Raw genomic sequence first — 21,411 nt, 5'->3', positions numbered from 1 at the left:
AAACCGCGCAGGGTCTTCCACCGCGCTTCGCGTTCAGCCCAGTTCCAGCCAGATCGGCGCGTGGTCCGAGGGCTTGTCCATGCCGCGCAGTTCGTAATCGATGCCGGCGTCCTTGAGGCGCCCGTGCAGCGCCTGGCTGGCGAGGATCACGTCGATGCGCAGGCCGCGCTTGGGCTCGTCCTCGAAGCCGCGGCTGCGGTAGTCGAACCAGCTGAAGCGGTCGTTCACCTGCGGGTTGAGCTGGCGGAAGCTGTCGACCAGGCCCCAGTCCTTCAGGCTGACCAGCCACTCGCGTTCCTCGGGCAGGAAGCTGCACTTGCCGGTCTTCAGCCAGCGCAGGCGGTTAGCCTCGCCGATGCCGATGTCGCAGTCCTCGGGGCTGATGTTGATGTCGCCCATCACCACCAGCGCCTGCTGCGGATCGAAACGCTTCACCAAGAGTTGCTGCAGGTCGGCGTAGAAGCGCTGCTTGGCGGGGAACTTGATCGGATGGTCGCGGCTTTCACCCTGGGGGAAGTAACCGTTCATCACGGTGATCGGCTGGCCCTGGGCGTCGGCAAAGGTGGCGTAGATGAAGCGGCGCTGGGATTCCTCGCCGTCGTTGGGAAAGCCCTTGTGCAGGTCCAGCGGCGCCTGGCGCGAGAGCAGGGCGACGCCGTAGTGACCCTTCTGCCCGTGGTAGTGCACGTGGTAGCCGAGTTGGCGGATCTCGGCCTCGGGGAACTGCTCGTCGGCCACCTTGGTTTCCTGCAGGCCGATCACGTCGGGCTGGTGCTTGGCGATCAGCGCCTGCAGCTGATGGGGGCGGGCGCGCAGGCCATTGATATTGAACGAGACGATTTTCATGGGCGGCGGGTCCTGGGCTAACGGGCATGCCACCAAAGGCACCCCGGATGATGAGAGCCCTCGCGGCATGCCCTGCTCATATCCTGCTCCCGGACGGAGAAGGATATGAGCAGGGCGTCGCTGCGCGACTTTCAGGTTAAAAGGCGATGCTAGCCGATCACTCGGCGGCGGAGCCAGCGCCTGGCGGCAGATGACTTGCACTGCTAAGTTGCCAGTGAGGTTCGCGCGCCTACACCGACAAGCAGAGGTCAATCATGCCCCACAACGCTCCTGCCGAAGTCCGCATGCTCGATGGCGGCTATGCCCGTGAAGTCCGCTCACTGCTCTATCACGCCTATCGCCATGAGCCGACCTTCGCCTACCTGTTCGAGGCCGAACGGCCGGGCTTCGACCAGCGGGTGCGGGCCACGGTGCGCGAACTGGTGCAGCGGCACTTCGCCGAGGAGCTGCCGGCCATCGGCCTGCTGCTCGACGAGCGCCTGATCGGCGCCGCGCTGATCGCCCCGCCGCAGCGCCGCCTGGACATCACCGAGAGCTGGGGCTGGCGCCTGCGCATGCTGCTGAGCGCCGGGTTCCGCTGCACCAAACGCTACCTCGAATACCACGACGCGGTGCTCGCCTGCCTGCCGCCGGGGCCTTATCACGTGCTGCCGCTGCTCGGCATCCACCCCGAGTTCCAGGGCCAGCACCGTGGCGAGCAGTTGCTCGAGGCTCTGCACGACTGGTGCGCCGAGGATGCCGGCTCGCAGGGCGTGGTGCTGGACACCGGCGACGCCCGCTACCTGGACTTCTACAAGCGCCAGGGCTACGAGGAGATCGGCGAACTGGCCATCGGTCCGGTGGTGGAGCACGTGTTCTTCCACCCCAATCCGCAGCCGGTGGCCCGGGCCAGCGCCTGAACCTTGCCTGTCGCCGGGCCTCGCGACGGCTCTAGCTCGCCGTCCGCTCCGTGATAGCATCCCCGGCCATGAGCGTATATGGATATCTCCGGCGCAGCCTGGCGCTGCTGCTGGTCAGCACTGGCGTCGTGGCGGGCGCCGAGTTGGAGGTACGGATCACCCCGGCCGACTCGGCCCTCAAGGCCAATATCGAAGGCTATGTGGGCAGTCTCGAAGGTCGCGACGGTCAGGCGTTGCGGCGCCTGCGCCGGGTCGCCGAGACCGAGGCGGACAAGGCCGCCGAGGCGCTGGGCTACTACCAGGCGCGTATCCGCAGCCATGTCGAGGAGGGCGATCCGCCGCGCCTGGTGCTGGAGGTGGAGCCCGGCGAGCGCGTGCGCCTGCGCGAGGTGAGCATTCGCATCGAGGGGCCTGCCAGCGAAGTGCCGGCCTTTCGCATCCCCAGTGCCAGTCGCCTGCAGCCCGGAGCAGCGTTGCATCACGGCCGTTACGAGGATGCCAAGCGACTGATCCAGAACCGGGCCTCGCGCTACGGCTTCTTCGACGGGCATTTCTCGCGCCAGCGCCTGGACATCGATCCGGCCGCCGGCGTCGCCGATATCGAACTGGTGTACCTCAGCGGACCGCGCTATCGCCTCGGCGACATCGCCTTCAGCGGCGACTTCCCCTTCGACGAGGACCTGCTGCGGCGCATGGTGCCGTTCCAGGCGGACACGCCATACGACGCCGAGCTGATCGCCGAGCTCTATCAGACGCTGCAGTCCAGCGGTTACTTCGAGACGGTGCGGGTCGATGCCATTCCCGCCCAGGCCGAGCAGCTGCGCATTCCGGTGCAGGTCACGCTGCAGGCCCGGCAGCCGCGCACCCTGGGCTTCGGCCTGGGCTTTTCCACCGACGTCGGGCCGCGCCTGCGCGGCAACTGGACGCGCCACTGGCGCAACCCGCAGGGTCATAGCTACGGGTTGGAGAGCGAACTGTCGGCGCCGCGGCAGAACCTCGGCCTGTGGTACGACATTCCCGGCGACCCGCCCTTGACCGACAAACTGCGCCTGGCCGGCGGCTACCAGTACGAGGAGCTGGCCAGCAACGATAGCCTCAGTCGCCTGCTCAAGGTCGGCCCGGAGTGGCACAGCCGCCGCGCCGGCGGCTGGCAGCGGGTGCTGTCGATCAAGTGGCAGCGCGAGGAATATCGCCTGGGCGACGACTCGGGCCTGAGCACCCTGCTGATGCCGGGCGTCAGCTATTCGCTGCTGCGCAGCGACAACCGTCTCGACCCCAGGCGCGGCTATCGCCTGCAGTTCGGCCTCTCCGGCGCGGTGGACGGGGTGCTGTCGGACGCCGACCTGGTGCACGGCAACGTCATGCTCAAGGGCCTGACCACAGTGCTGGACAACCACCGCCTGCTCGGCCGCGTGCAGCTGGGCGGCACCGAGACCGACGGCTTCTCCGGCGTGCCGCCGTCGCTGCGTTTCTTCGCCGGCGGCGACCAGAGCGTGCGCGGCTACGACTACCAGAGCCTGTCGCCGGAGAACGGGCGCGGCGACAAGATCGGTGGCCGCTACCTGTTCGCCGCCAGCGCCGAGTACCAGTACAGCCTGAGCGAGCGCTGGCGCCTGGCAGCGTTCGTCGACCAGGGCAATGCGTTCGACTCGCTGGAATTTCCCACCCTCAAGACCGGCGTCGGCTTCGGCGTGCGCTGGGTCTCGCCGGTCGGCCCGCTGCGCCTGGATCTGGCCCACGCGCTGGACGACGAGGGCGGCGTGCGACTGCATTTCTCCATGGGGCCGGAGCTATGAGGCGCGCACTCAGGCGGCTGGGGGCGGGGCTGCTGACCCTGGCGCTGCTGCTCGGCGCCACGCTGCTGGGCGTGCTGGGGACCGAGGGCGGCAGCCGCTGGTTGCTGGCGCAGGTGCCGGGCCTGGCCGCGACGAACTTCCAGGGCCGGCTCGGCGCGGCCTGGCGGGCCGACGCGCTGCTCTGGCAGCAGGGCGGCTTGCGTGTCGAACTGCAGGCAGTGGAGTTCGCCTGGTCGCCGTCCTGCCTGCTGCGCCTGACCCTGTGCCTGGATCGCCTGCACCTGGCGCAGGCCGCAGTCGATCTGCCGGCCAGCGCGGCACCGGCGGACCAACCCGCGACGCTGCCGAGCCTGAAGTTGCCGCTGCGCCTGCAGCTGGCTGACATCCAGCTGGGCGACCTGCGTATCGACGGCCAGAGCCAGCTCAGCGAACTGCAGCTGAGCGGCGCGTGGAACGAGCGCGGCATGCGCCTGCAACGCCTGGCCCTGCGTCGCGACGCACTGAGCCTGGAGGCGAGCGGAGCACTGACCCCGCAGGGCGACTGGCCGCTGGACCTGAGCGGGCAGCTGCAGCTGCCCGAGGTCGACGGCAAACCCTGGCAGGTGGCGCTGCGGGTCGGCGGCGACCTGCAGCGCAGCCTGAGCCTGCAGGCCGACAGCACGGGCTACCTGGAGGCGCGCCTGGTCGGTGAGGTGCAGGCGCTGGCCGAGCACCTGCCGGCCGAGCTGCATCTCAGCAGCGCGGACTTCCAGGCCAGTGCGGGGTTGCCGCCGACCCTGCGCCTGCAGCAGCTGCAATTGCAGGCCAAGGGCGACCTGGCCAGTGGCTACCGCATCGACGGCGACGCCAGCCTGCCGGCCGAGCAGGCGCCGATCGCCGTGCGCCTGCAGGGGCTGGTCGATGCCAGGGGCGCCGCTATCGAGCTACTGCAGCTGCAGGCCGGAGCCGAGCGGTACCTGCAGCTGCGCGGCCGGCTCGACTGGACCGAGACCTTCGCCGCCGACGCCAGCCTCAACTGGCAGGATTTCCCCTGGCAGCGCCTGTACCCGCTGGAGCAGGAGCCGCCGGTGAGCCTGCAACGGCTGCAGGCCGAGCTGAGCTATCGCGGCGGCAACTACCTGGGCAATTTCGCCGGCCAGCTGCAGGGGCCGGCCGGCGCCTTCAGCCTGAGCAGCCCGGTCAGCGGCGATCTCGAGCAGGTCAGCCTGCCGCAGCTGCAGTTGCAGGCCGGGCAGGGCCGGCTCGACGGCGTGCTCAGGCTCGGCTTCGCCGCGGGCATCGACTGGCAGGCCATGCTGCAGCTGAGCGACTTCGATCCTGGCTACTGGCTGGCCGAGCTGTCCGGCCAGTTGGGCGGGCCGCTGAACAGCCGCGGCAGCCTGAGCGGCGGCGAGCTGCAGGCCCAGGCCGACATCGACCTCAGCGGCCGCCTGCGCGGCCAGCCCGCCTTGCTGCAGCTGCGCGGCGAAGGTGCGGGCCAGCGCTGGCAGTTGCTGCGATTGCAGGTGAGGCTGGGCGACAACCGCATCCAGGGGCAGGGCGCGCTGGAGCAGGCCCTGAGCGGGCAGCTGGAACTGACCCTGCCGCGCCTCGGCCAGCTCTGGCCGGGTCTGCAGGGACAAGCACAGGGGCGCCTGGATCTCGCCGGCACGCCGCAGGCGCCGCAGGGCCGGCTGCAGCTCGGCGGCGAGCGCCTGGCGTTCGGTGATCCCCGCCTGCGCCACCTGCGACTGAGCGCCAGCCTGGATGCCCGTCAGCGGGGCAGGCTGGCGCTGCAGGCACGCGGCATCCGTATCGGCGATGCCTATCTCGGCCGGCTGCAGGTCGACGGCCAGGGCGATGCGCGGCGCCAGGCGCTGCAGCTGGACCTGCAGGGGCCGCTGCTGCAACTGGCGCTGGCGCTGGACGGCAAGCTGAGCGAGCAGGGCGACTGGCGCGGGCGCATCGCCAGCGGCCGTATCCAGAGCGGCGGCCAGGATTGGCTGCTGCAAAAGCCGGCGGCGCTGGAGCGTCTGGCCAGCGGCCGACTGAGCCTGGGCGCGCACTGCTGGCAGGCCGGCGACGCCAGCCTATGTGGCGAGCAGCAGCGCCTGGCGCCGCAACCCAGCCTGGATCTGCGCCTGGAAAACTTCCCGCTGGCCAGCCTGCAACCCTGGCTGCCGGAGGATTTCGCCTGGCAGGGCCGACTGGACGGCCGGCTCGAGCTCGAGTTGCCGGCCGGCGGCCCCAATGGTCGCATCCTGCTGGATGCCGGCAGCGGCGTCCTGCGCATTCGCCAGCCGGAACAGGACCAGTGGCTGGACTTTCCCTACCACAGCCTGCGCCTGGACAGCCGCCTGCGGCCGCAGCGGGTGGACAGCGAGCTGCGTTTGCTCGGCGGCCGCCTCGGCGAGTTGAGCCTGCAGACGCAAATCGACCCGCGCCTGGCCAGCAAGCCGATCAGCGGCGAGTTCCGCCTGAGCGGGCTGGATCTGGCCGTACTGCGTCCCTTCGTGCCCATGGCCGAGCGCCTGCAGGGCCGGTTGCAGGGCAGCGGGACCCTTTCCGGGCCGCTGTTGGCGCCCCAGGTCGACGGCCAGTTGCTGCTGCAGGACGGCGAGCTTGCGGGCAGCGAGCTGCCGCTCGGCGTCGAGGCGCTGCAGATGCGCGCGCGGATCGCCGGCGAGCGTCTGCAATTGAGCGGGGACTGGCGCAGCGGCGAGCAGGGCCGCGGCAATCTGCGCGGTGAACTGGACTGGCGCGCGGGGCTGGTCGGAGATCTGCACCTGCAGGGCCAGCGTCTGCCGCTGAAGGTCGAGCCCTACGCCGAGCTGGAAGTCGAGCCGGACCTGCACCTGCAGCTACGCCAGCGGCAGGTCGCGGTGCGTGGCAAGGTCGCCGTGCCGCGCGGGCAGATCCGCGTGCGCGAGCTGCCGGCCTCCACCGTCAAGCTGTCCGGCGATGCGCGGGTGGCCGGGCGCGAGACGCCGCTGGAGGAGGAGGCGCTGGGCATCGCCATGGATGTCGATGTCGAGGTCGGCCAGGACAAGCTGGCCTTCCGCGGCTTCGGCCTGACCGCCGACCTGCGCGGGCGCGTGCATATCGGCGACGACCTCGACACCCGCGGCGAGCTGGACCTGGTGAACGGCCGCTATCGCGCCTACGGCCAGCGTTTGACCATCCGCCGCGCGCGGCTGCTGTTCACCGGGCCCATCGACCAGCCGTTCCTCGATGTCGAGGCGATTCGCCGGGTGGACAATGTGGTCGCCGGCATCCGCCTGTCCGGCAGCGCCGAGCAACCCGGCACCACGGTGTTCGCCGAGCCGGCGATGAGCCAGGAGCAGGCGCTGTCCTACCTGGTGCTGGGCCGGCCGCTGGGGCAGGGCAGCGGCGACAACAACCTGCTTGGTCAGGCGGCGCTGGCCCTGGGCCTGGCCGGCAGCAGCTCGCTGACCAGCAGCCTGGCCAGCAGCCTGGGCATCCAGGATTTCCAGCTCGACACCGAGGGCAGCGGCATCACCACCAGCGTGGTGGCCAGTGGCAACCTCAGCGAGCGCCTCAGCCTGCGCTACGGCGTCGGCGTGTTCGAGCCGGCGAACACCATCGCGCTGCGCTACCAGCTCAGCCGCAGGCTCTATCTCGAGGCGGCCAGTGGGCTGGCCAGTTCGCTGGACCTGTTCTACCGGCGCGATTTCTAGCGGCGAGGGGCGGGTTGGTATTTTTGCGGTCCTGTTAGCGCGATGGCGGATTTATGCTCGGATTTTCTCCTATTACTCGGCGGAAGATCTCGTTAAAATCTTGTTATATAGTGAAAATAACTTATTTCGTCTTCGTATACTTGGGCGCCCCCTGATCCGGCAACCCTGGTCCATCGCGGGGCGGTGACGCAAGCAACGGCACTGTCTATCCGGCAGTCGATCACGCGACGGGTATCCAACCGCGCGACAACAACAATAAGGAGCCCTCAATGGAATCCGTAACCAACCTGGTGAACCAACTCAACGGCCTGGTGTGGGGACCGCCCATGCTGGTGCTGATCCTCGGCACCGGTCTGTTCCTCATGCTGCGCCTGAAGTTCATGCCGCTGGCCAAGATCGGCCCCGGCTTCAAGCTGATGTGGCAGGGGCGCAAGAAGGACGATGAGCAAAGCGGCGAGATCAGCCCGTTCCAGGCGCTGATGACCTGCCTGGCCGCCACCGTCGGCACCGGCAACATCGCCGGCGTGGCCACGGCCATCTTCCTCGGCGGCCCCGGCGCACTGTTCTGGATGTGGTGCACCGCGCTGGTGGGCATGGCCACCAAGTACTGCGAAGTGGTACTGGCCGTGCACTACCGCGAGAAGGACGACCGTGGCGAGCACGTCGGCGGTCCGATGTACGCGATCAAGAACGGCCTGGGCGCCAAATGGGCCTGGCTCGGCGGCGCCTTCGCCATCTTCGGCGGCCTGGCCGGCTTCGGCATCGGCAACATGGTGCAGGTCAACTCCATGGCGCATGCCCTGGAAACCACCTTCAACGTACCGCTGTGGCTCACCGGCCTGCTGACCATGGTGTTCGTCGGCCTGGTCATCCTCGGCGGCATCAAGCGCATCGGCAAGGTCGCCGCCTCGCTGGTGCCGGCCATGTGCCTGGCCTACATCGTCGCCGCCATCGTCGTACTGGCGGTCAACGCCAGCGAGATCCCGGCCGCCTTCGAGATGATCTTCACCTACGCCTTCACCCCGATCGCCGCCACCGGTGGCTTCGCCGGTGCGGCGGTGATGGCGGCGATCCGCTTCGGCGTGGCCCGCGGCATCTTCTCCAACGAGGCGGGCCTGGGCACCGCCGGCATCGCCCAGGCGGCCGGCACCACCAGCAGCCCGGTGCGCTCGGGGATGATCGGCATGCTCGGGACCTTCATCGACACCATCATCATCTGCACCATGACCGGCCTGGCGATCATCTGCTCCGGCGTGTGGAACAGCGGCGCCAGCGGCGCGGCGCTGTCGGCGGCGGCCTTCGAGTCGGCCATGCCGGGCATCGGCGGGGCGATCCTGACCATCGCCCTGGTGGTATTCGCCTTCACCACCATCCTCGGCTGGAGCTATTTCGGCGAGAAGTGCTGGGAATACCTGGTCGGCACCAAGGCGATCCTGCCGTTCCGCCTGGTCTGGGTCGTCGCGGTGCCGTTCGGCGCCATTGCCCAGCTGGATTTCGCCTGGCTGCTGGCCGATACCCTCAACGGCCTGATGGCCATCCCCAACCTGGTCTCGCTGCTGTTGCTGAGCCCGGTGGTGGTGGCGCTGACCCGCGAATATTTCGCCGACAGGAAGGTGGATGTGTCGCCGGTGCGGGCACGATAGTCTGACCTACGGGTCAGCTTGATCCGCGACCCCGAGAGGGCGCGATCGGGGCTTGCCAAAAGCCCCGATCGCGCCCTTACTCTTTTCCCTCACTTCGCAGAAAAGGATTCTCCCCATGGCGCAAGTCACTCTCAAAGGCAACCCGGTTCCGGTCGATGGTCAGCTGCCGCAGGCCGGTCAGCAGGCGCCGGCGTTCAGCCTGGTCGGCAAGGACCTCGGCGACGTCAGCCTGGCCAGCCTGGCCGGCAAGCGCAAAGTGCTGAACATCTTCCCCAGCATCGACACCCCGACCTGCGCCACCTCGGTGCGCAAGTTCAACGCCGAGGCCGCGCAACTGGCCAATACCGTGGTGCTGTGCATCTCCGCCGACCTGCCGTTCGCCCAGGCGCGTTTCTGCGGTGCCGAAGGCCTGGACAACGTGATCAACCTGTCGACCATGCGCGGCGCCGACTTCCTCAAGAACTACGGCGTGGCCATCGCCGGCGGCCCGCTGGTCGGCGTCGCCGCCCGCGCGGTGGTGGTGCTGGACGAGAACGACAAGGTGCTGCACAGCGAGCTGGTCGGCGAAATCGCCGACGAGCCGAACTACGCGGCGGCCTTGGCGGCGCTCAAGTAACCGCCTGCGCTGCAACGACGGCCTGCTCTGCAGGCCGTTTTTATTTGCGCCGCGAATCACCCCGTAGCCCGGATGCAATCCGGGAGGGGCTGGCAGGGCGCAGGCCTTGCCCCGGATTGCCTCCGGGCTGCTCACTGTGCAAACAGTTGGTAACGTAAGAGGAGCGTAAAAAGCGGGTAAATGGGCTTTGCTTGCCGGGTGTCAGTGCTTATCGTTCCGACTCCCTCACGAAGTGACCCGTCCCCGCCATGTCCGATACCGCCTCGACCGCCTCGCGAACCTCCCGCCAGTGGCTGATCGGCCTGAGTCTGCTCGCCGTGCTGCTGCTGTTGCTCTGGTGGTTCTGGCCGAGCAAGGCGCAGGCGCCGATGGGCGCTGGCCGCTTCGGCGACATGGGCCCGGTGCCGGTGCGGGTGGCCGAGGTGCGCCGCGACGACTTCGCCGTCGAGCTCAAGGCCCTCGGCACGGTCACCGCCTACAACACGGTCAACCTGCGTTCGCGGGTGGACGGCGAGCTGGTCAAGGTGCTGTTCGAGGAGGGCCAGCAGGTGGCGGCCGGCGATCTGCTCGCGGTGATCGACCCGCGCCCCTACCAGGCGGCGCTGCAGCAGGCCCAGGGCGCGCTGCAGGAGCAGCAGGCGCAGCTGAAGAACGCCGAGCTGGACCTGGCCCGCTACCAGGGCCTGTACGCCGAAGACAGCATCGCCAAGCAGACCCTCGACACCCAGCAGGCCTTGGTCAGCCAGTACCGCGGCAGCCTGCAGAGCTACCAGGCGGATGTCGCCACGGCCAGGCTCAATCTCGACTTCACCCAGATCCGCGCTCCGATCTCCGGCCGTCTCGGGCTGCGCCAGCTGGACGTCGGCAACCTGGTCAGCGCCGGCGACACCACGCCGCTGGTGGTGATCACCCAGACCCTGCCGATCGCGGTGACCTTCACCATCCCCGAGGGCGACCTGCCGGCGGTGCTGCAACGCACCCGCGGTGGCGCGACCCTGGCGGTGGAGGCCTGGGACCGCGGCGAGCGGCTGAAACTGGCCGAGGGCGTGCTGGAGAGCCTGGACAACCAGATCGACACCGCCACCGGCACGGTCAAGCTCAAGGCGCGCTTCGCCAATGCCGAGCAGATGCTGTTCCCCAACCAGTTCGTCAACGTGCGCCTGCGCGTGGAAACCCGCAAGGCGGCCACCATCATCCCCTCGGCCGCCGTGCAGTTCGGCGCCCAGGGCACCTTCGTCTACGTGGTCGACGAAGGCAGCAAGATCAGTCTGCGGCCGGTGACCATCGCCGCCAGTGACGCCGAGCGCAGCCTGGTGGCCGATGGCGTGCAGCCTGGCGAACGGCTGGTGCTGGAGGGCACCGACCGCCTGCGCGACGGCAGCCAGGTCGAGGTGATCGACCCGGCCGTGGTTCATAGCCCGGACGGTGCGGCGCGTCAACCGCTGAGCGAGGGCGGCAAGCCGGGCCGGGGCGAGCGTTCTGCCGAGCCGCGGAACGACGCATGAACATCTCCCACCCCTTCATCCTGCGGCCGGTCGCCACCACGCTGCTGATGGTGGCGATCTTCCTCAGCGGTCTGATCGCCTACCGCCTGCTGCCGGTCTCGGCATTGCCGGAGGTGGATTACCCGACCATCCGCGTGCTGACCCTCTATCCGGGCGCCAGCCCGGAGGTGATGACCAGCGCGGTGACCGCGCCGCTGGAGCGCCAGTTCGGCCAGATGGCCGGCCTCAAGCAGATGTCCTCGACCAGCTCCGGCGGCGCCTCGGTGATCACCCTGCGCTTCAATCTGGAGGTATCCCTGGCGGTGGCCGAGCAGGAGGTGCAGGCGGCGATCAACGCGGCGAGCAACCTGCTGCCCGGCGACCTGCCGGCGCCGCCGGTGTACAACAAGGTCAACCCGGCCGACACCCCGGTGCTGACCCTGGCGGTCAGCTCGGCGAGCCTGCCGCTGCCGCGGGTTTTCGACCTGGTGGACACCCGCCTGGCGCAGAAACTGGCGCAGACCAGCGGCGTCGGCCTGGTCACCCTGGCCGGCGGCCAGCGTCCGGCGGTGCGTATCCGGGTCAATCCCGAGGCGCTGGCGTCCTACGGCCTGAGCCTGGCCGACGTGCGCAATCTGATCACCGCCAGCAACGTCAACCAGCCCAAGGGCAACTTCGACGGGCCGACGCGGGTTTCCCAGCTCGACGCCAACGACCAGCTGAAATCCGTGGCGGAATACCGCGAGCTGATCCTGAGCTACCAGAACGGCGCGGCGCTGCGTCTGAAGGATGTCGCCGAGATCATCGATGGCGCCGAGAACGAGCGTCTGGCGGCCTGGGCCAACCGCAACCAGGCGGTACTGGTCAACGTGCAGCGTCAGCCCGGCGCCAACGTGATCGAGGTGGTCGACCGCATCCAGACCCTGTTGCCGCATCTGACCGAGGGCCTGCCGGCCAGCGTCGAGGTCAAGGTGCTCACCGACCGCACCCAGACCATCCGCGCTGCAGTGCGCGATGTACAGCACGAACTGCTGCTGGCCATCGCCCTGGTGGTGATGGTGACCTTCCTGTTCCTGCGCAAGTTGTCGGCGACCATCATCCCGTCCATCGTCGTGCCACTGTCGCTGATCGGCACCTTCGGCGTGATGTACCTGGCCGGCTTCACCATCAACAACCTGACGCTGATGGCGCTGACCATCGCCACCGGTTTCGTGGTCGACGACGCCATCGTCATGCTGGAGAACATCGCCCGCCACCTGGAGCAGGGCGAGACGCCGCTGAACGCCGCACTCAAGGGCGCGCGGCAGATCGGCTTCACCCTGGTCTCGCTGACCCTGTCGCTGATCGCGGTGCTGATCCCGCTGCTATTCATGGCCGACGTGGTCGGGCGGCTGTTCCGCGAATTCGCCATCACCCTGGCGGTGGCCATCCTGATTTCCCTGGTGGTGTCGCTGACCCTCACGCCGATGATGTGCGCGCGCCTGCTCAAGGCCGAGAAGCCCGAGGACGAAGGGCGCTTCTACCGCGCCGCCAGCGCTTTCATCGACGCCATGATCGCGCGCTACGGCGTCTGGCTGACCTGGGTACTCAGGCGCCAGCCGCTGACCCTGCTGGTGGCGGTGGCCACCCTGGGCCTGACCGTGCTGCTCTACCTGGCGGTGCCCAAGGGCTTCTTCCCGGTGCAGGACACCGGGGTGATCCAGGGCATTTCCGAGGCGCCGCAGTCGATTTCCTTCGCCGCCATGAGCGAGCGCCAGCAGCGCCTGGCCGATGTCATCCTGCGCGACCCGGCGGTGGCCAGCCTGTCCTCGTCCATCGGCGTCGACGGCGACAACCCGACGCTCAACAGCGGCCGTCTGCTGATCAACCTCAAGCCGCATGCCGCGCGCGACGTCACCGCCAGCGCCGTGATCGAGCGCCTGCGTCCCGCGCTGGCGCGGATTCCCGGGATCGAGCTGTACATGCAGCCGGTGCAGGATCTGACCATCGAGGATCGCATCAGCCGCACCCAGTTCCAGTTCACCCTGGAGTCGCCGGACGGCGCGCTGCTGGAGCATTGGACGCCGCGCCTGGTCGAGGCGTTGCGCCAGCAGCCGGCGCTCACCGACGTCGCCAGCGACCTGCAGAACCGCGGCCTGCAGGTGTACCTGCAGATCGACCGCGACGCCGCCGCGCGTCTGGGCATCAGCGTCGGCGACATCGACGACGCGCTGTACGACGCCTTTGGCCAACGTCAGATCAGCACCATCTACACCCAGGCCAGCCAGTACCGCGTGGTGCTGGAGAGCCGCGACGGCGGGCGCATCGGCCTGGCGGCGCTGGAGCAGATCCACGTCGCCAGCGGCGACGGCCAGCAGGTGCCGCTGGCCTCGCTGGCGCGCATCGAGGAGCGTCCGGCCAGCCTGCTGGTCAACCATATCGGCCAGTTCCCGGCGGTGACCCTGTCGTTCAACCTGGCCCCGGGGGTGTCGCTGGGCGAGGCGGTGGCGGTGATCGAGCGGGTGGAGCAGGAGGTCGGCCTGCCCGGCGCCATCGACACCCAGTTCCAGGGCGCCGCCGAGGCCTTCCGCGCCTCGCTGAGCTCGACCTTGCTGCTGATCCTGGCGGCCATCATCACCATGTACATCGTGCTCGGCGTGCTCTACGAGAGCTACATCCACCCGATCACCATTCTCTCCACGCTGCCCTCGGCCGGGGTCGGCGCCTTGCTGGCGCTGCTGTTGACCGGCAACGACCTGGGCCTGATCGCCATCATCGGCATCATCCTGTTGATCGGCATCGTCAAGAAGAACGCGATCATGATGATCGACTTCGCCCTGGAGGCCGAGCGCAACCAGGGCATGGCGCCCGAGGCGGCGATCTACCAGGCGGCGCTGCTGCGTTTCCGCCCGATCCTGATGACCACCCTGGCCGCGCTGTTCGGCGCCATCCCGCTGATGCTGGCCTCGGGTTCCGGCGCCGAGCTGCGCCAGCCGCTGGGCCTGGTGATGGTCGGCGGCCTGCTGCTCAGCCAGGTACTGACCCTGTTCACCACGCCGGTGATCTACCTGTACTTCGATCGTCTGTCGCGCCGCGTCAGCGGGCGCAGCGCGGCGGGGCTGGCGGTCTAGATGAACCTCTCCGCCCCCTTTATCCGTCGCCCGGTGGCGACCCTGCTGCTGAGCCTGGCCATCATGCTGCTCGGCGGCGTCAGCTTCGGCCTGCTGCCGGTGGCGCCGCTGCCGCAGATGGATTTCCCCACCATCACCGTGCAGGCCAGCCTGCCCGGCGCCAGCCCGCAGATCATGGCCTCGACCGTGGCCACGCCGCTGGAGCGCTCGCTCGGCACCATCGCCGGCATCAGCCAGATGAACAGCCGCAGCAGCCAGGGCAACACGCGGATCATGATCCAGTTCGACCTGGACAAGGACATCAACACCGCCGCGCGCGAGGTGCAGGCGGCGATCAATGCCGCGCGCGAGCTGCTGCCCGGCGGCATGCGCACGATGCCCAGCTACCGCAAGATCAATCCGTCGCAGGCGCCGATCATGGTCATCTCGCTGACCAGCGCGACGCTCAACAAGGGCCAGCTGTACGACGTCGCCTCGACCATCCTGGCGCAGAAACTGGCCCAGGTCGGCGGCGTTGGCGAGGTGCAGGTCGGCGGCAGTTCGCTGCCGGCGGTGCGGGTGGCGCTGGAGCCGCGCCTGCTCGATCAGTACGGCATCGCCCTCGACGAGGTGCGCCAGACCATCGCCGCGAGCAATGCGCTGCGCCCCAAGGGCGCGGTGGAGGACGCGCAGCGCCGCTGGCAGGTGCAGGCCAGCGACCAGCTGGCCAAGGCCGCCGACTACCTGCCGATGATCATCCGTTACCAGGACGGCGCCGCGGTGCGCCTGGGCGATGTGGCCAGGGTCAGCGACGGCGTCGAGGACCGCTACAACAGCGGCTTCTTCAACGACCAGGAAGCCGTGCTGCTGGTGGTCAACCGGCAGAGCGGGGCGAATATCCTGCAGACCATCGCCGATATCCGTGCCGAACTGCCGGCGCTGCGCGAGGTGATTCCGGCCAGCGTGCAACTGGAGGTGGCCATGGATCGCTCGCCGGTGATCCGCGCCACCCTGCACGAGGCCGAGCAGACCCTGCTGATCGCCGTGGCCCTGGTGATTCTGGTGGTGCTGGCCTTCCTTGGTCGCTGGCGGGCGGCGCTGATTCCGGCGCTGGCGGTGCCGGTGTCGCTGATCGGCAGTTTCGCCGCCATGTACCTGCTGGGTTTTTCGCTGAACAACCTGTCGCTGATGGCGCTGATCATCGCCACCGGCCTGGTGGTGGACGACGCCATCGTGGTGCTGGAGAACATCTCGCGGCACATTCATAACGGCGAGAAACCGATGGACGCGGCGTTCAAGGGCGCCCGCGAAGTCGGCTTCACCCTGCTGTCGATGAACCTGTCGCTGGTCGCGGTGTTCGTCTCCATCCTGTTCATGGGCGGCATAGTCGAGCGGCTGTTCCGCGAGTTCTCCATCACCCTGGCGGTGGCCGTGGTGATCTCCCTGGTGGTGTCGCTGACGTTGACGCCGATGCTCTGCGCACGCTGGCTCAAGGCCGAGGCCGAGCAGCCGCAGGGCCGCCTGCAGCAGTGGGGCGAGCGCCTGCAGAACCGCGTGCTGGCCTTCTACGGGCGCAGCCTGGACTGGGCGCTGCGTCACTCGCTGCTGATGCTGCTGAGCCTGTTGGCGACCATCGCGCTGAACGTCTACCTGTTCGTCAGCATTCCCAAGACCTTCATGCCGCAGCAGGACACCGGCCAGCTGATCGGCTTTATCCGCGGCGACGACGGCCTGTCGTTCCAGGTCATGCAGCCGAAGATGGAGATCTTCCGCAAGGCGGTGCTGGCCGACCCGGCGGTGCACAGCGTGGCCGGCTTCATCGGCGGCAGCGGCGGGATCAACAACGCCTTTATGATCGTGCGCTTGAAGCCTGTGGGTGAGCGCGAGGCGTCCGCGCAGCAGGTGATCAACCGCCTGCGCGCCAGCGTGCCCAAGGTGCCGGGCGGGCGCATGTTCCTCATGCCGGACCAGGACCTGCAGATCGGCGGGCGCGAGGGGCGCAGCTCGGAGAACGAGTACATGCTGCTGTCGGGCGACCTCGACGTGCTGCGCCAGTGGCTGCCCAAGGTGCGCGAGGCGCTGCGCGCGCTGCCCGAGCTGACCGATATCGACGCCAAGGAAAACGAGGGCGCCCAGCAGATTCGCCTGGTGGTGGACCGCGAAGCGGCGCAGCGCCTGGGCGTGGAGATGAGCATGATCACCGCGGTGCTCAACAACGCCTTCAGCCAGCGTCAGGTATCGACCATCTACGAGGCGCTGAACCAGTACAGCGTGGTGATGGAGATCAACCCACAGTACGCCCAGCACCCCGAGGCGCTGGACCAGATCCAGCTGATCACCGCCGCTGGTGCGCGTGTGCCGCTGTCCACCTTCGCCCGCTGGGAGCGCAGCCTGGAGGAGGACCGGGTCAACCACCAGGGCCAGTTCGCCGCCGAGAACATCGGCTTTTCCCTCGCCGAGGGGGTGAGCCTGGACCAGGCCAGCCGCGCCATCGAGGCGGCGGTGGCGCGGCTCGGCCTGCCCAGCGAGGTGCAGGGCATGCTCGGCGGCACCGGTGCGGCCTTCCAGCAGACCCAGGACAACCAGCCGCTGATGATCCTGCTGGCGCTGGTGGTGGTGTACCTGGTCCTCGGCGTGCTCTACGAGAGCTACATCCATCCGCTGACCATCCTCTCCACCTTGCCCTCGGCCGGCGTCGGCGCCTTGCTCGCGCTGCAGCTGGTGGGCATGGAGTTCAGCCTGATCTCGCTGCTGGGGCTGTTCCTGCTGATCGGCATCGTCAAGAAGAACGCCATCCTGATGGTCGACCTGGCCCTGCAATTGGAACGCGGCGAGCGCCTCAGCCCGCAGGAATCCATTCGCCGCGCCTGCCTGCTGCGCTTCCGGCCGATCCTGATGACCACCCTGGCGGCGATTCTCGGCGCGCTGCCGCTGGTGCTGGGCAGCGCCGAGGGGTCGGAGATGCGCCAGCCGCTGGGCATCACCATAGTCGGCGGCCTGGTGCTCAGCCAGTTGCTGACCCTCTACACCACGCCGGTGATCTACCTCTACTTCGACCGCCTGCGCCACCGCGTCAACCGCTGGCGCGGCGTGCGCACCGATGCTTCGTTGGAAAATCCGCTATGACCCAGGCTCCTGTCGGCAAAACCCTCCTGTCCCTGCTGCTGGCCGGCGTGCTGAGTGGCTGCATGCTCGGCCCCGACTACCAGCGCCCCGAGCTGGCGGCGCCCACGCAGTTCAAGCAGATCGAAGGCTGGAAGGCGGCCAGCCCCGGCGACTCCCTGGAGCGCGGCGCCTGGTGGCAGCTGTACGGCGACGCCGAACTCAACGCGCTGGTCGAGCGCCTGCAGCTGTCCAACCAGAACCTGGCCGCCGCCGAGGCCCAGTACCGCCAGGCGCGCGCCCTGGTGCGCGGCGCGCGCGCCAGCTTCTACCCGAGCCTGTCCGCCAGCGCCGGGGTGACCCGCGCGGGGCAGGGCGGCGGCGACAGCACCATCAGCACCAGTGACGGGGTGAGCGTCAGCGGCGCGAATGCCTCGAGCATCTCCAAGACCTATGAACTGGGCCTCAATGCCGCCTGGGAGCTGGACATCTGGGGCAAGCTGCGCCGCGGCCTGGAAGCCAGCCGCGCCGAGTACGACGCCAGCGCCGCCGATCTGGCCGCCGCGCGCCTGAGCCTGCAGAGCGAGCTGGTGCAGAACTACCTGCAGCTGCGCGTGCTGGATGAGCAGAAGCGCCTGCTCGATGCCACGGTCGCCGCCTATGCCCGTTCGCTGCGCCTGACCGAGAACCAGTACAACGCCGGCATCGTGCCCAAGTCCGACGTGACCCAGGCCATCACCCAGCTCAGGAGCACCCAGGCCCAGGCCATCGATCTCGAGTGGCAGCGCGCCCAGCTGGAGCACGCCATCGCCGTGCTGGTCGGCGCCAGCCCGGCCGAACTGTCCATCGCCGCGCGCGACAGCGTGCCGGGGCTGCCGCAGATCCCCGTGGCGCTGCCCTCGCAGCTGCTCGAACGGCGCCCGGACGTGGCCGCCGCCGAGCGCCGGGTGATGGCCGCCAATGCGCAGATCGGCGTGGCCGAGGCCGCCTGGTTCCCCGATCTGACGATCTCGGCCAGTGGCGGCTACCGCGGCAGCAGCTTCGCCGACTGGATCGAGGTGCCCAACCGCTTCTGGTCACTCGGCCCGCAACTGGCGTTGAGCCTGTTCGACGGCGGCGCCCGCCGCGCCGAGCTGGAGCGCAGCGAGGCGGTCTACGACCAGACCGTGGCGCAGTATCGCCAGGCGGTGCTCGACAGCTTCCGCGAGGTGGAAGACTACCTGGTGCAGCTGCGCGTGCTGGAGCAGGAGAGCGGGGTGCAGCAGCAGGCGCTGGACGCCGCGCGCGAGTCGCTGCGCCTGATCGAAAACCAGTACCGCGCCGGCACCGTGGACTTCAACAGCGTGGTCAACGTGCAGGCCACCGCGCTGAGCAACGAGCGTTCCAGCCTGACCCTGCTCGGCAGCCGGCTGACCGCCAGCGTGCAGCTGATCGCCGCCCTCGGCGGCGGCTGGCAGCTCGGACAGTTGCACGAGCAGCCGGCCGAAGCGGAGTAGCCGGCCGGGTTGTCGGCTGCGTGGCGAGTATCCGCCATGCAGCCCGAGCGCTTAGTCGCGGTGCTTGCGGTTGACCGTCTGCGCGGCCTTGATCACATCGCTGCCGATCGCGGTTTCGAACTGCTGCCACACCGGGCGCATGGCGTCGCGCCAGGCCTGGCGCTGCTCGGCGCTGAGCTTGAGCACCTGGCTGCGTCCGGAATCGACGATACGCTGGCGGTCGGCCTGGTTGGCGCCCTCGGCCTGGCGGTTCACCGCGTAGGTCACCTCGTCGATGATGCCTTCCAGTTCCATGCGGAGCTGGTGCGGAATGCCGTACCAGAAGCGCGAGTTGCTCACCAGCATGTAGTCGAGCACGCCGTGGTTGGTCTCGCTGATGAAGGGCTGCACCTCGTGCAGCTTCTGGCTATGGATGTTCGACCAGGGATTTTCCGCGCCCTGCACCTGGCCGCTCTGCAGCGCCTTGAACACCTCCGAGAACGGCAGCTTCTGCGCGCCTGCGCCGAGCTGGCGGAACTGCGCCTCGAGCACCGCCGAGGGCTGGATGCGAAAGCTCAGGCCATTGGCGTCGCCGGGCATCTGCAGCGCGCGGCTGGCGGAGAGCTGCTTCATGCCGTTGTGCCAATAGGCCAGGCCGACGATGTTGTGATCCTCCATCGAGCGCAGCAGCTGGCGACCCTTCGCGCGTTTCTGGAAGCGGTTGACCGCCTCGAGGTCGTCGAACAAAAAGGGCAGGTCGAACACCTGCAATTGCTTGGTGTAGCGCTCGAACTTGGCCAGCGAGGGCGCCAGCAGCTGCACCTCGTCGTTGCGCAGGGCCTCCAGCTCGTTGGCGTCGCCGTACAGGCTGGAGTTGGGGTAGACCTCGACCCTGACCTTGCCGGCCAGACGCTCTTCCACCAGCTGCTTGAACAGCAGCGCGCCCTGGCCCTTGGGCGTGCCGTCGGCGACCACGTGGGAGAACTTGATCAGTATGGGGTCGTCGGCGCGGGCGGTGAGCGCCACGAGCGAGCTGAGCGCCAGGGCGCAGACGGCCAGGGCGCGGATGGTATTGAACATGCTGCTACCTTTTCTTCTTATCGGTCGTGAGGCGCCGGAGCGCCCGGTGTCGGTTGCGTTGGCGGCGGCGGAGCTCGGCAGCGCCGGATTCCGGCCAAGGCTGGTGGCTACATGGCAAGGGCTGTGCCAGGGCGGCGACTTTCCGCCAGCACCCTGGGTACGGGAAAAGCCCTGTGACGCAGCGCACGGGCGATGGCGGAAAGTCGCCACCTGTGCTTTCCGGCTCGGCGAAATCTTGCCGGTGTCAGCTCGGCGCGACGCCCTGCAGCATGGCCAGCAGGGGTTGCGGATAGACGCCGATGGCGAACGCCAGCAGCGCCACCAGCAACAGCATCATGCCGCCGGCGCGCTGGCCCCAGTCGAAGGGCGCGTCGTGGCGATGCAGGTTGGGCTCGCGCAGGTAGAGGGTGACCATCACCCGCAGGTAGTAGAACAGGCCGATGGCGCTGCCCAGCACCAGGGCGCCGAGCAGCCACCACAGGCGCGCCTCGACGCCGACGGCGATCAGGTAGAACTTGCCGATGAAGCCGGCGGTGAGCGGAATTCCCGCCAGCGACAGCATCATCACGGTGAGCACCGCAGTCAGGTAGGGGCGGCGCCAGAACAGCCCGCGGTATTCGTACAGCGCGTCGGCGTCGCGGCCGCTGTAGGGGGTGGACATCAGGCTGATCACGCCGAAGGCGCCGAGGGTGGTCAGCACGTAGGTCGCCAGGTACACCGCGGCGGCTTCCAGGGCCAGGCCGCGGCTGGCCACCAGCGCCAGCAGCAGGTAGCCGAAGTGGGCGATGGAGCTATAGCCGAGCAGGCGCTTGAGGTTGTTCTGCAGCAGCGCCAGCAGGTTGCCCACCAGGATCGAGGCCACCGCCAGGGCCGCGAGCAGCTCGTGCAGGGCCGGCGCGGCGGCCACCGGCGCCAGCTGGAACAGGCGCAACAGGGCGGCGAACACCGCCACCTTGCTGGCGGTGGCGAGGAAGGCGGCGACCGGCGCCGGCGCGCCTTCGTAGACGTCCGGCGTCCACAGGTGGAACGGCACCAGCGACAGCTTGAAGGCCAGGCCCACCAGCATCAGCCCCAGCGCCGACTGCGCCAGCAGGCCAGGAGTGCCGAGGCTGGCGCCGATGGCGGCGAAGGCCAGGCTGCCGGATTCGGCGTAGAGCAGCGCCATGCCCAGCAGCAGGAAGGCGCTGCCGGCGGCGGAGAGGATCATGTACTTGATCCCGGCCTCCAGCGAGCGGCGGTTGAAGAAGGCGTAGGCGACCAGGGCGTAGGTCGGCACCGAGAGCAGTTCCAGGCCGATGAACAGCCCGGCCAGGTGCTGCGCGCTGACCAGCACCAGGCCGCCGCAGGCACTGAGCAGCATCAGCAGGTAGAGTTCCTCGCGATTGCCCGGGTAGCCCTTGCCGCGGCCCTCGCCGAGGTAGGCGTGGGCCAGGGTCACGCAGGCCAGGGTGGCCGCCAGGATCAGCCCCATGTAGAAGGCGGCGAAGCTGTCGATGCGCAGCAGCGGGGTGACCTCCAGCGGCATCACCCGCAGCGCGGGCAGCAGGGCCAGCAGCGCCAGGTTGAGGCCGATCACGCTGAGCAGGAAGCTCTGCCGATGGCTGCGGCGCCAGGCGATGCCGAGCATCACCGCGATGGCGGTGGCGGCGCAGACCAGCAGCGGCAGCAGGGCGATGAAGTGCTCGAGGCGTAGATCCATGGCCG

General features: G+C 68.8%; 12 protein-coding genes. 9 read left to right on the top strand and 3 right to left on the bottom strand.

All coding sequences use genetic code 11. The features are described 5' to 3' along the window. Nucleotides 1-33: 33 nt before the first annotated feature. Nucleotides 34-846 carry an exodeoxyribonuclease III gene (gene xthA, locus ACUTAF_RS10855; RefSeq protein WP_445579962.1) on the bottom strand — a complete coding sequence of 271 codons (813 nt, stop codon included), beginning with the start codon at nucleotides 844-846 and terminating at the stop codon, nucleotides 34-36. A gap of 254 nt (nucleotides 847-1,100) precedes the next feature. Between xthA and ACUTAF_RS10850 the strand changes: the two genes are divergently transcribed. From ACUTAF_RS10850 to ACUTAF_RS10810, 9 genes are all read left to right on the top strand, one after another. Continuing rightward, complete coding sequence (locus tag ACUTAF_RS10850) at nucleotides 1,101-1,745, top strand: GNAT family N-acetyltransferase (RefSeq protein ID WP_445579961.1); 645 nt, start codon at nucleotides 1,101-1,103, stop codon at nucleotides 1,743-1,745. A 68-nt stretch (nucleotides 1,746-1,813) separates the two neighbouring features. After that, nucleotides 1,814-3,541, top strand: coding sequence for an autotransporter assembly complex protein TamA (locus ACUTAF_RS10845; RefSeq protein WP_445579960.1), 1,728 nt, complete (start codon nucleotides 1,814-1,816; stop codon nucleotides 3,539-3,541). After that, the gene (locus tag ACUTAF_RS10840; RefSeq protein ID WP_445579959.1) at nucleotides 3,538-7,218 is read left to right on the top strand and encodes a translocation/assembly module TamB domain-containing protein; all 3,681 of its coding nucleotides are present in this window, start codon (nucleotides 3,538-3,540) and stop codon (nucleotides 7,216-7,218) included. Before ACUTAF_RS10845 ends, ACUTAF_RS10840 begins: the two co-directional genes overlap by 4 nt. Before the next feature lie 269 nt (nucleotides 7,219-7,487). Then, a complete protein-coding gene (locus ACUTAF_RS10835; protein ID WP_445579958.1) occupies nucleotides 7,488-8,861 on the top strand; it encodes an alanine/glycine:cation symporter family protein in 1,374 nt (457 codons plus the stop codon). Between the two features lie 115 nt (nucleotides 8,862-8,976). Continuing rightward, nucleotides 8,977-9,477 (top strand): thiol peroxidase, encoded by a 501-nt coding sequence (gene tpx / locus ACUTAF_RS10830; protein ID WP_445579957.1) that lies wholly within the window; start codon nucleotides 8,977-8,979, stop codon nucleotides 9,475-9,477. Between the two features lie 248 nt (nucleotides 9,478-9,725). After that, the gene (locus ACUTAF_RS10825; RefSeq protein WP_445579956.1) at nucleotides 9,726-10,982 is read left to right on the top strand and encodes an MdtA/MuxA family multidrug efflux RND transporter periplasmic adaptor subunit; all 1,257 of its coding nucleotides are present in this window, start codon (nucleotides 9,726-9,728) and stop codon (nucleotides 10,980-10,982) included. Beyond that, the gene (locus ACUTAF_RS10820) at nucleotides 10,979-14,071 is read left to right on the top strand and encodes an MdtB/MuxB family multidrug efflux RND transporter permease subunit (RefSeq protein WP_445579955.1); all 3,093 of its coding nucleotides are present in this window, start codon (nucleotides 10,979-10,981) and stop codon (nucleotides 14,069-14,071) included. The genes ACUTAF_RS10825 and ACUTAF_RS10820 overlap by 4 nt, the downstream gene beginning before the upstream one ends. After that, complete coding sequence (locus ACUTAF_RS10815; RefSeq protein WP_445579954.1) at nucleotides 14,072-17,176, top strand: multidrug efflux RND transporter permease subunit; 3,105 nt, start codon at nucleotides 14,072-14,074, stop codon at nucleotides 17,174-17,176. It abuts the gene before it with no gap. Next, a complete protein-coding gene (locus ACUTAF_RS10810) occupies nucleotides 17,173-18,648 on the top strand; it encodes an efflux transporter outer membrane subunit (RefSeq protein WP_445579953.1) in 1,476 nt (491 codons plus the stop codon). Before ACUTAF_RS10815 ends, ACUTAF_RS10810 begins: the two co-directional genes overlap by 4 nt. Nucleotides 18,649-18,699: 51 nt before the next feature. Here ACUTAF_RS10810 and ACUTAF_RS10805 read toward each other — a convergent pair whose 3' ends face one another. Then, nucleotides 18,700-19,707 carry a TRAP transporter substrate-binding protein gene (locus ACUTAF_RS10805; protein ID WP_445579952.1) on the bottom strand — a complete coding sequence of 336 codons (1,008 nt, stop codon included), beginning with the start codon at nucleotides 19,705-19,707 and terminating at the stop codon, nucleotides 18,700-18,702. Between the two features lie 244 nt (nucleotides 19,708-19,951). After that, complete coding sequence (nuoN, locus tag ACUTAF_RS10800; RefSeq protein WP_445579951.1) at nucleotides 19,952-21,406, bottom strand: NADH-quinone oxidoreductase subunit NuoN; 1,455 nt, start codon at nucleotides 21,404-21,406, stop codon at nucleotides 19,952-19,954. Nucleotides 21,407-21,411 lie beyond the last annotated feature (5 nt).

Source organism: Pseudomonas sp. SP16.1 (genome assembly GCF_052682975.1).
The sequence above is the reverse complement of the archived record's forward strand: the minus strand, read 5'-3'. Positions and strand labels throughout refer to the sequence as shown.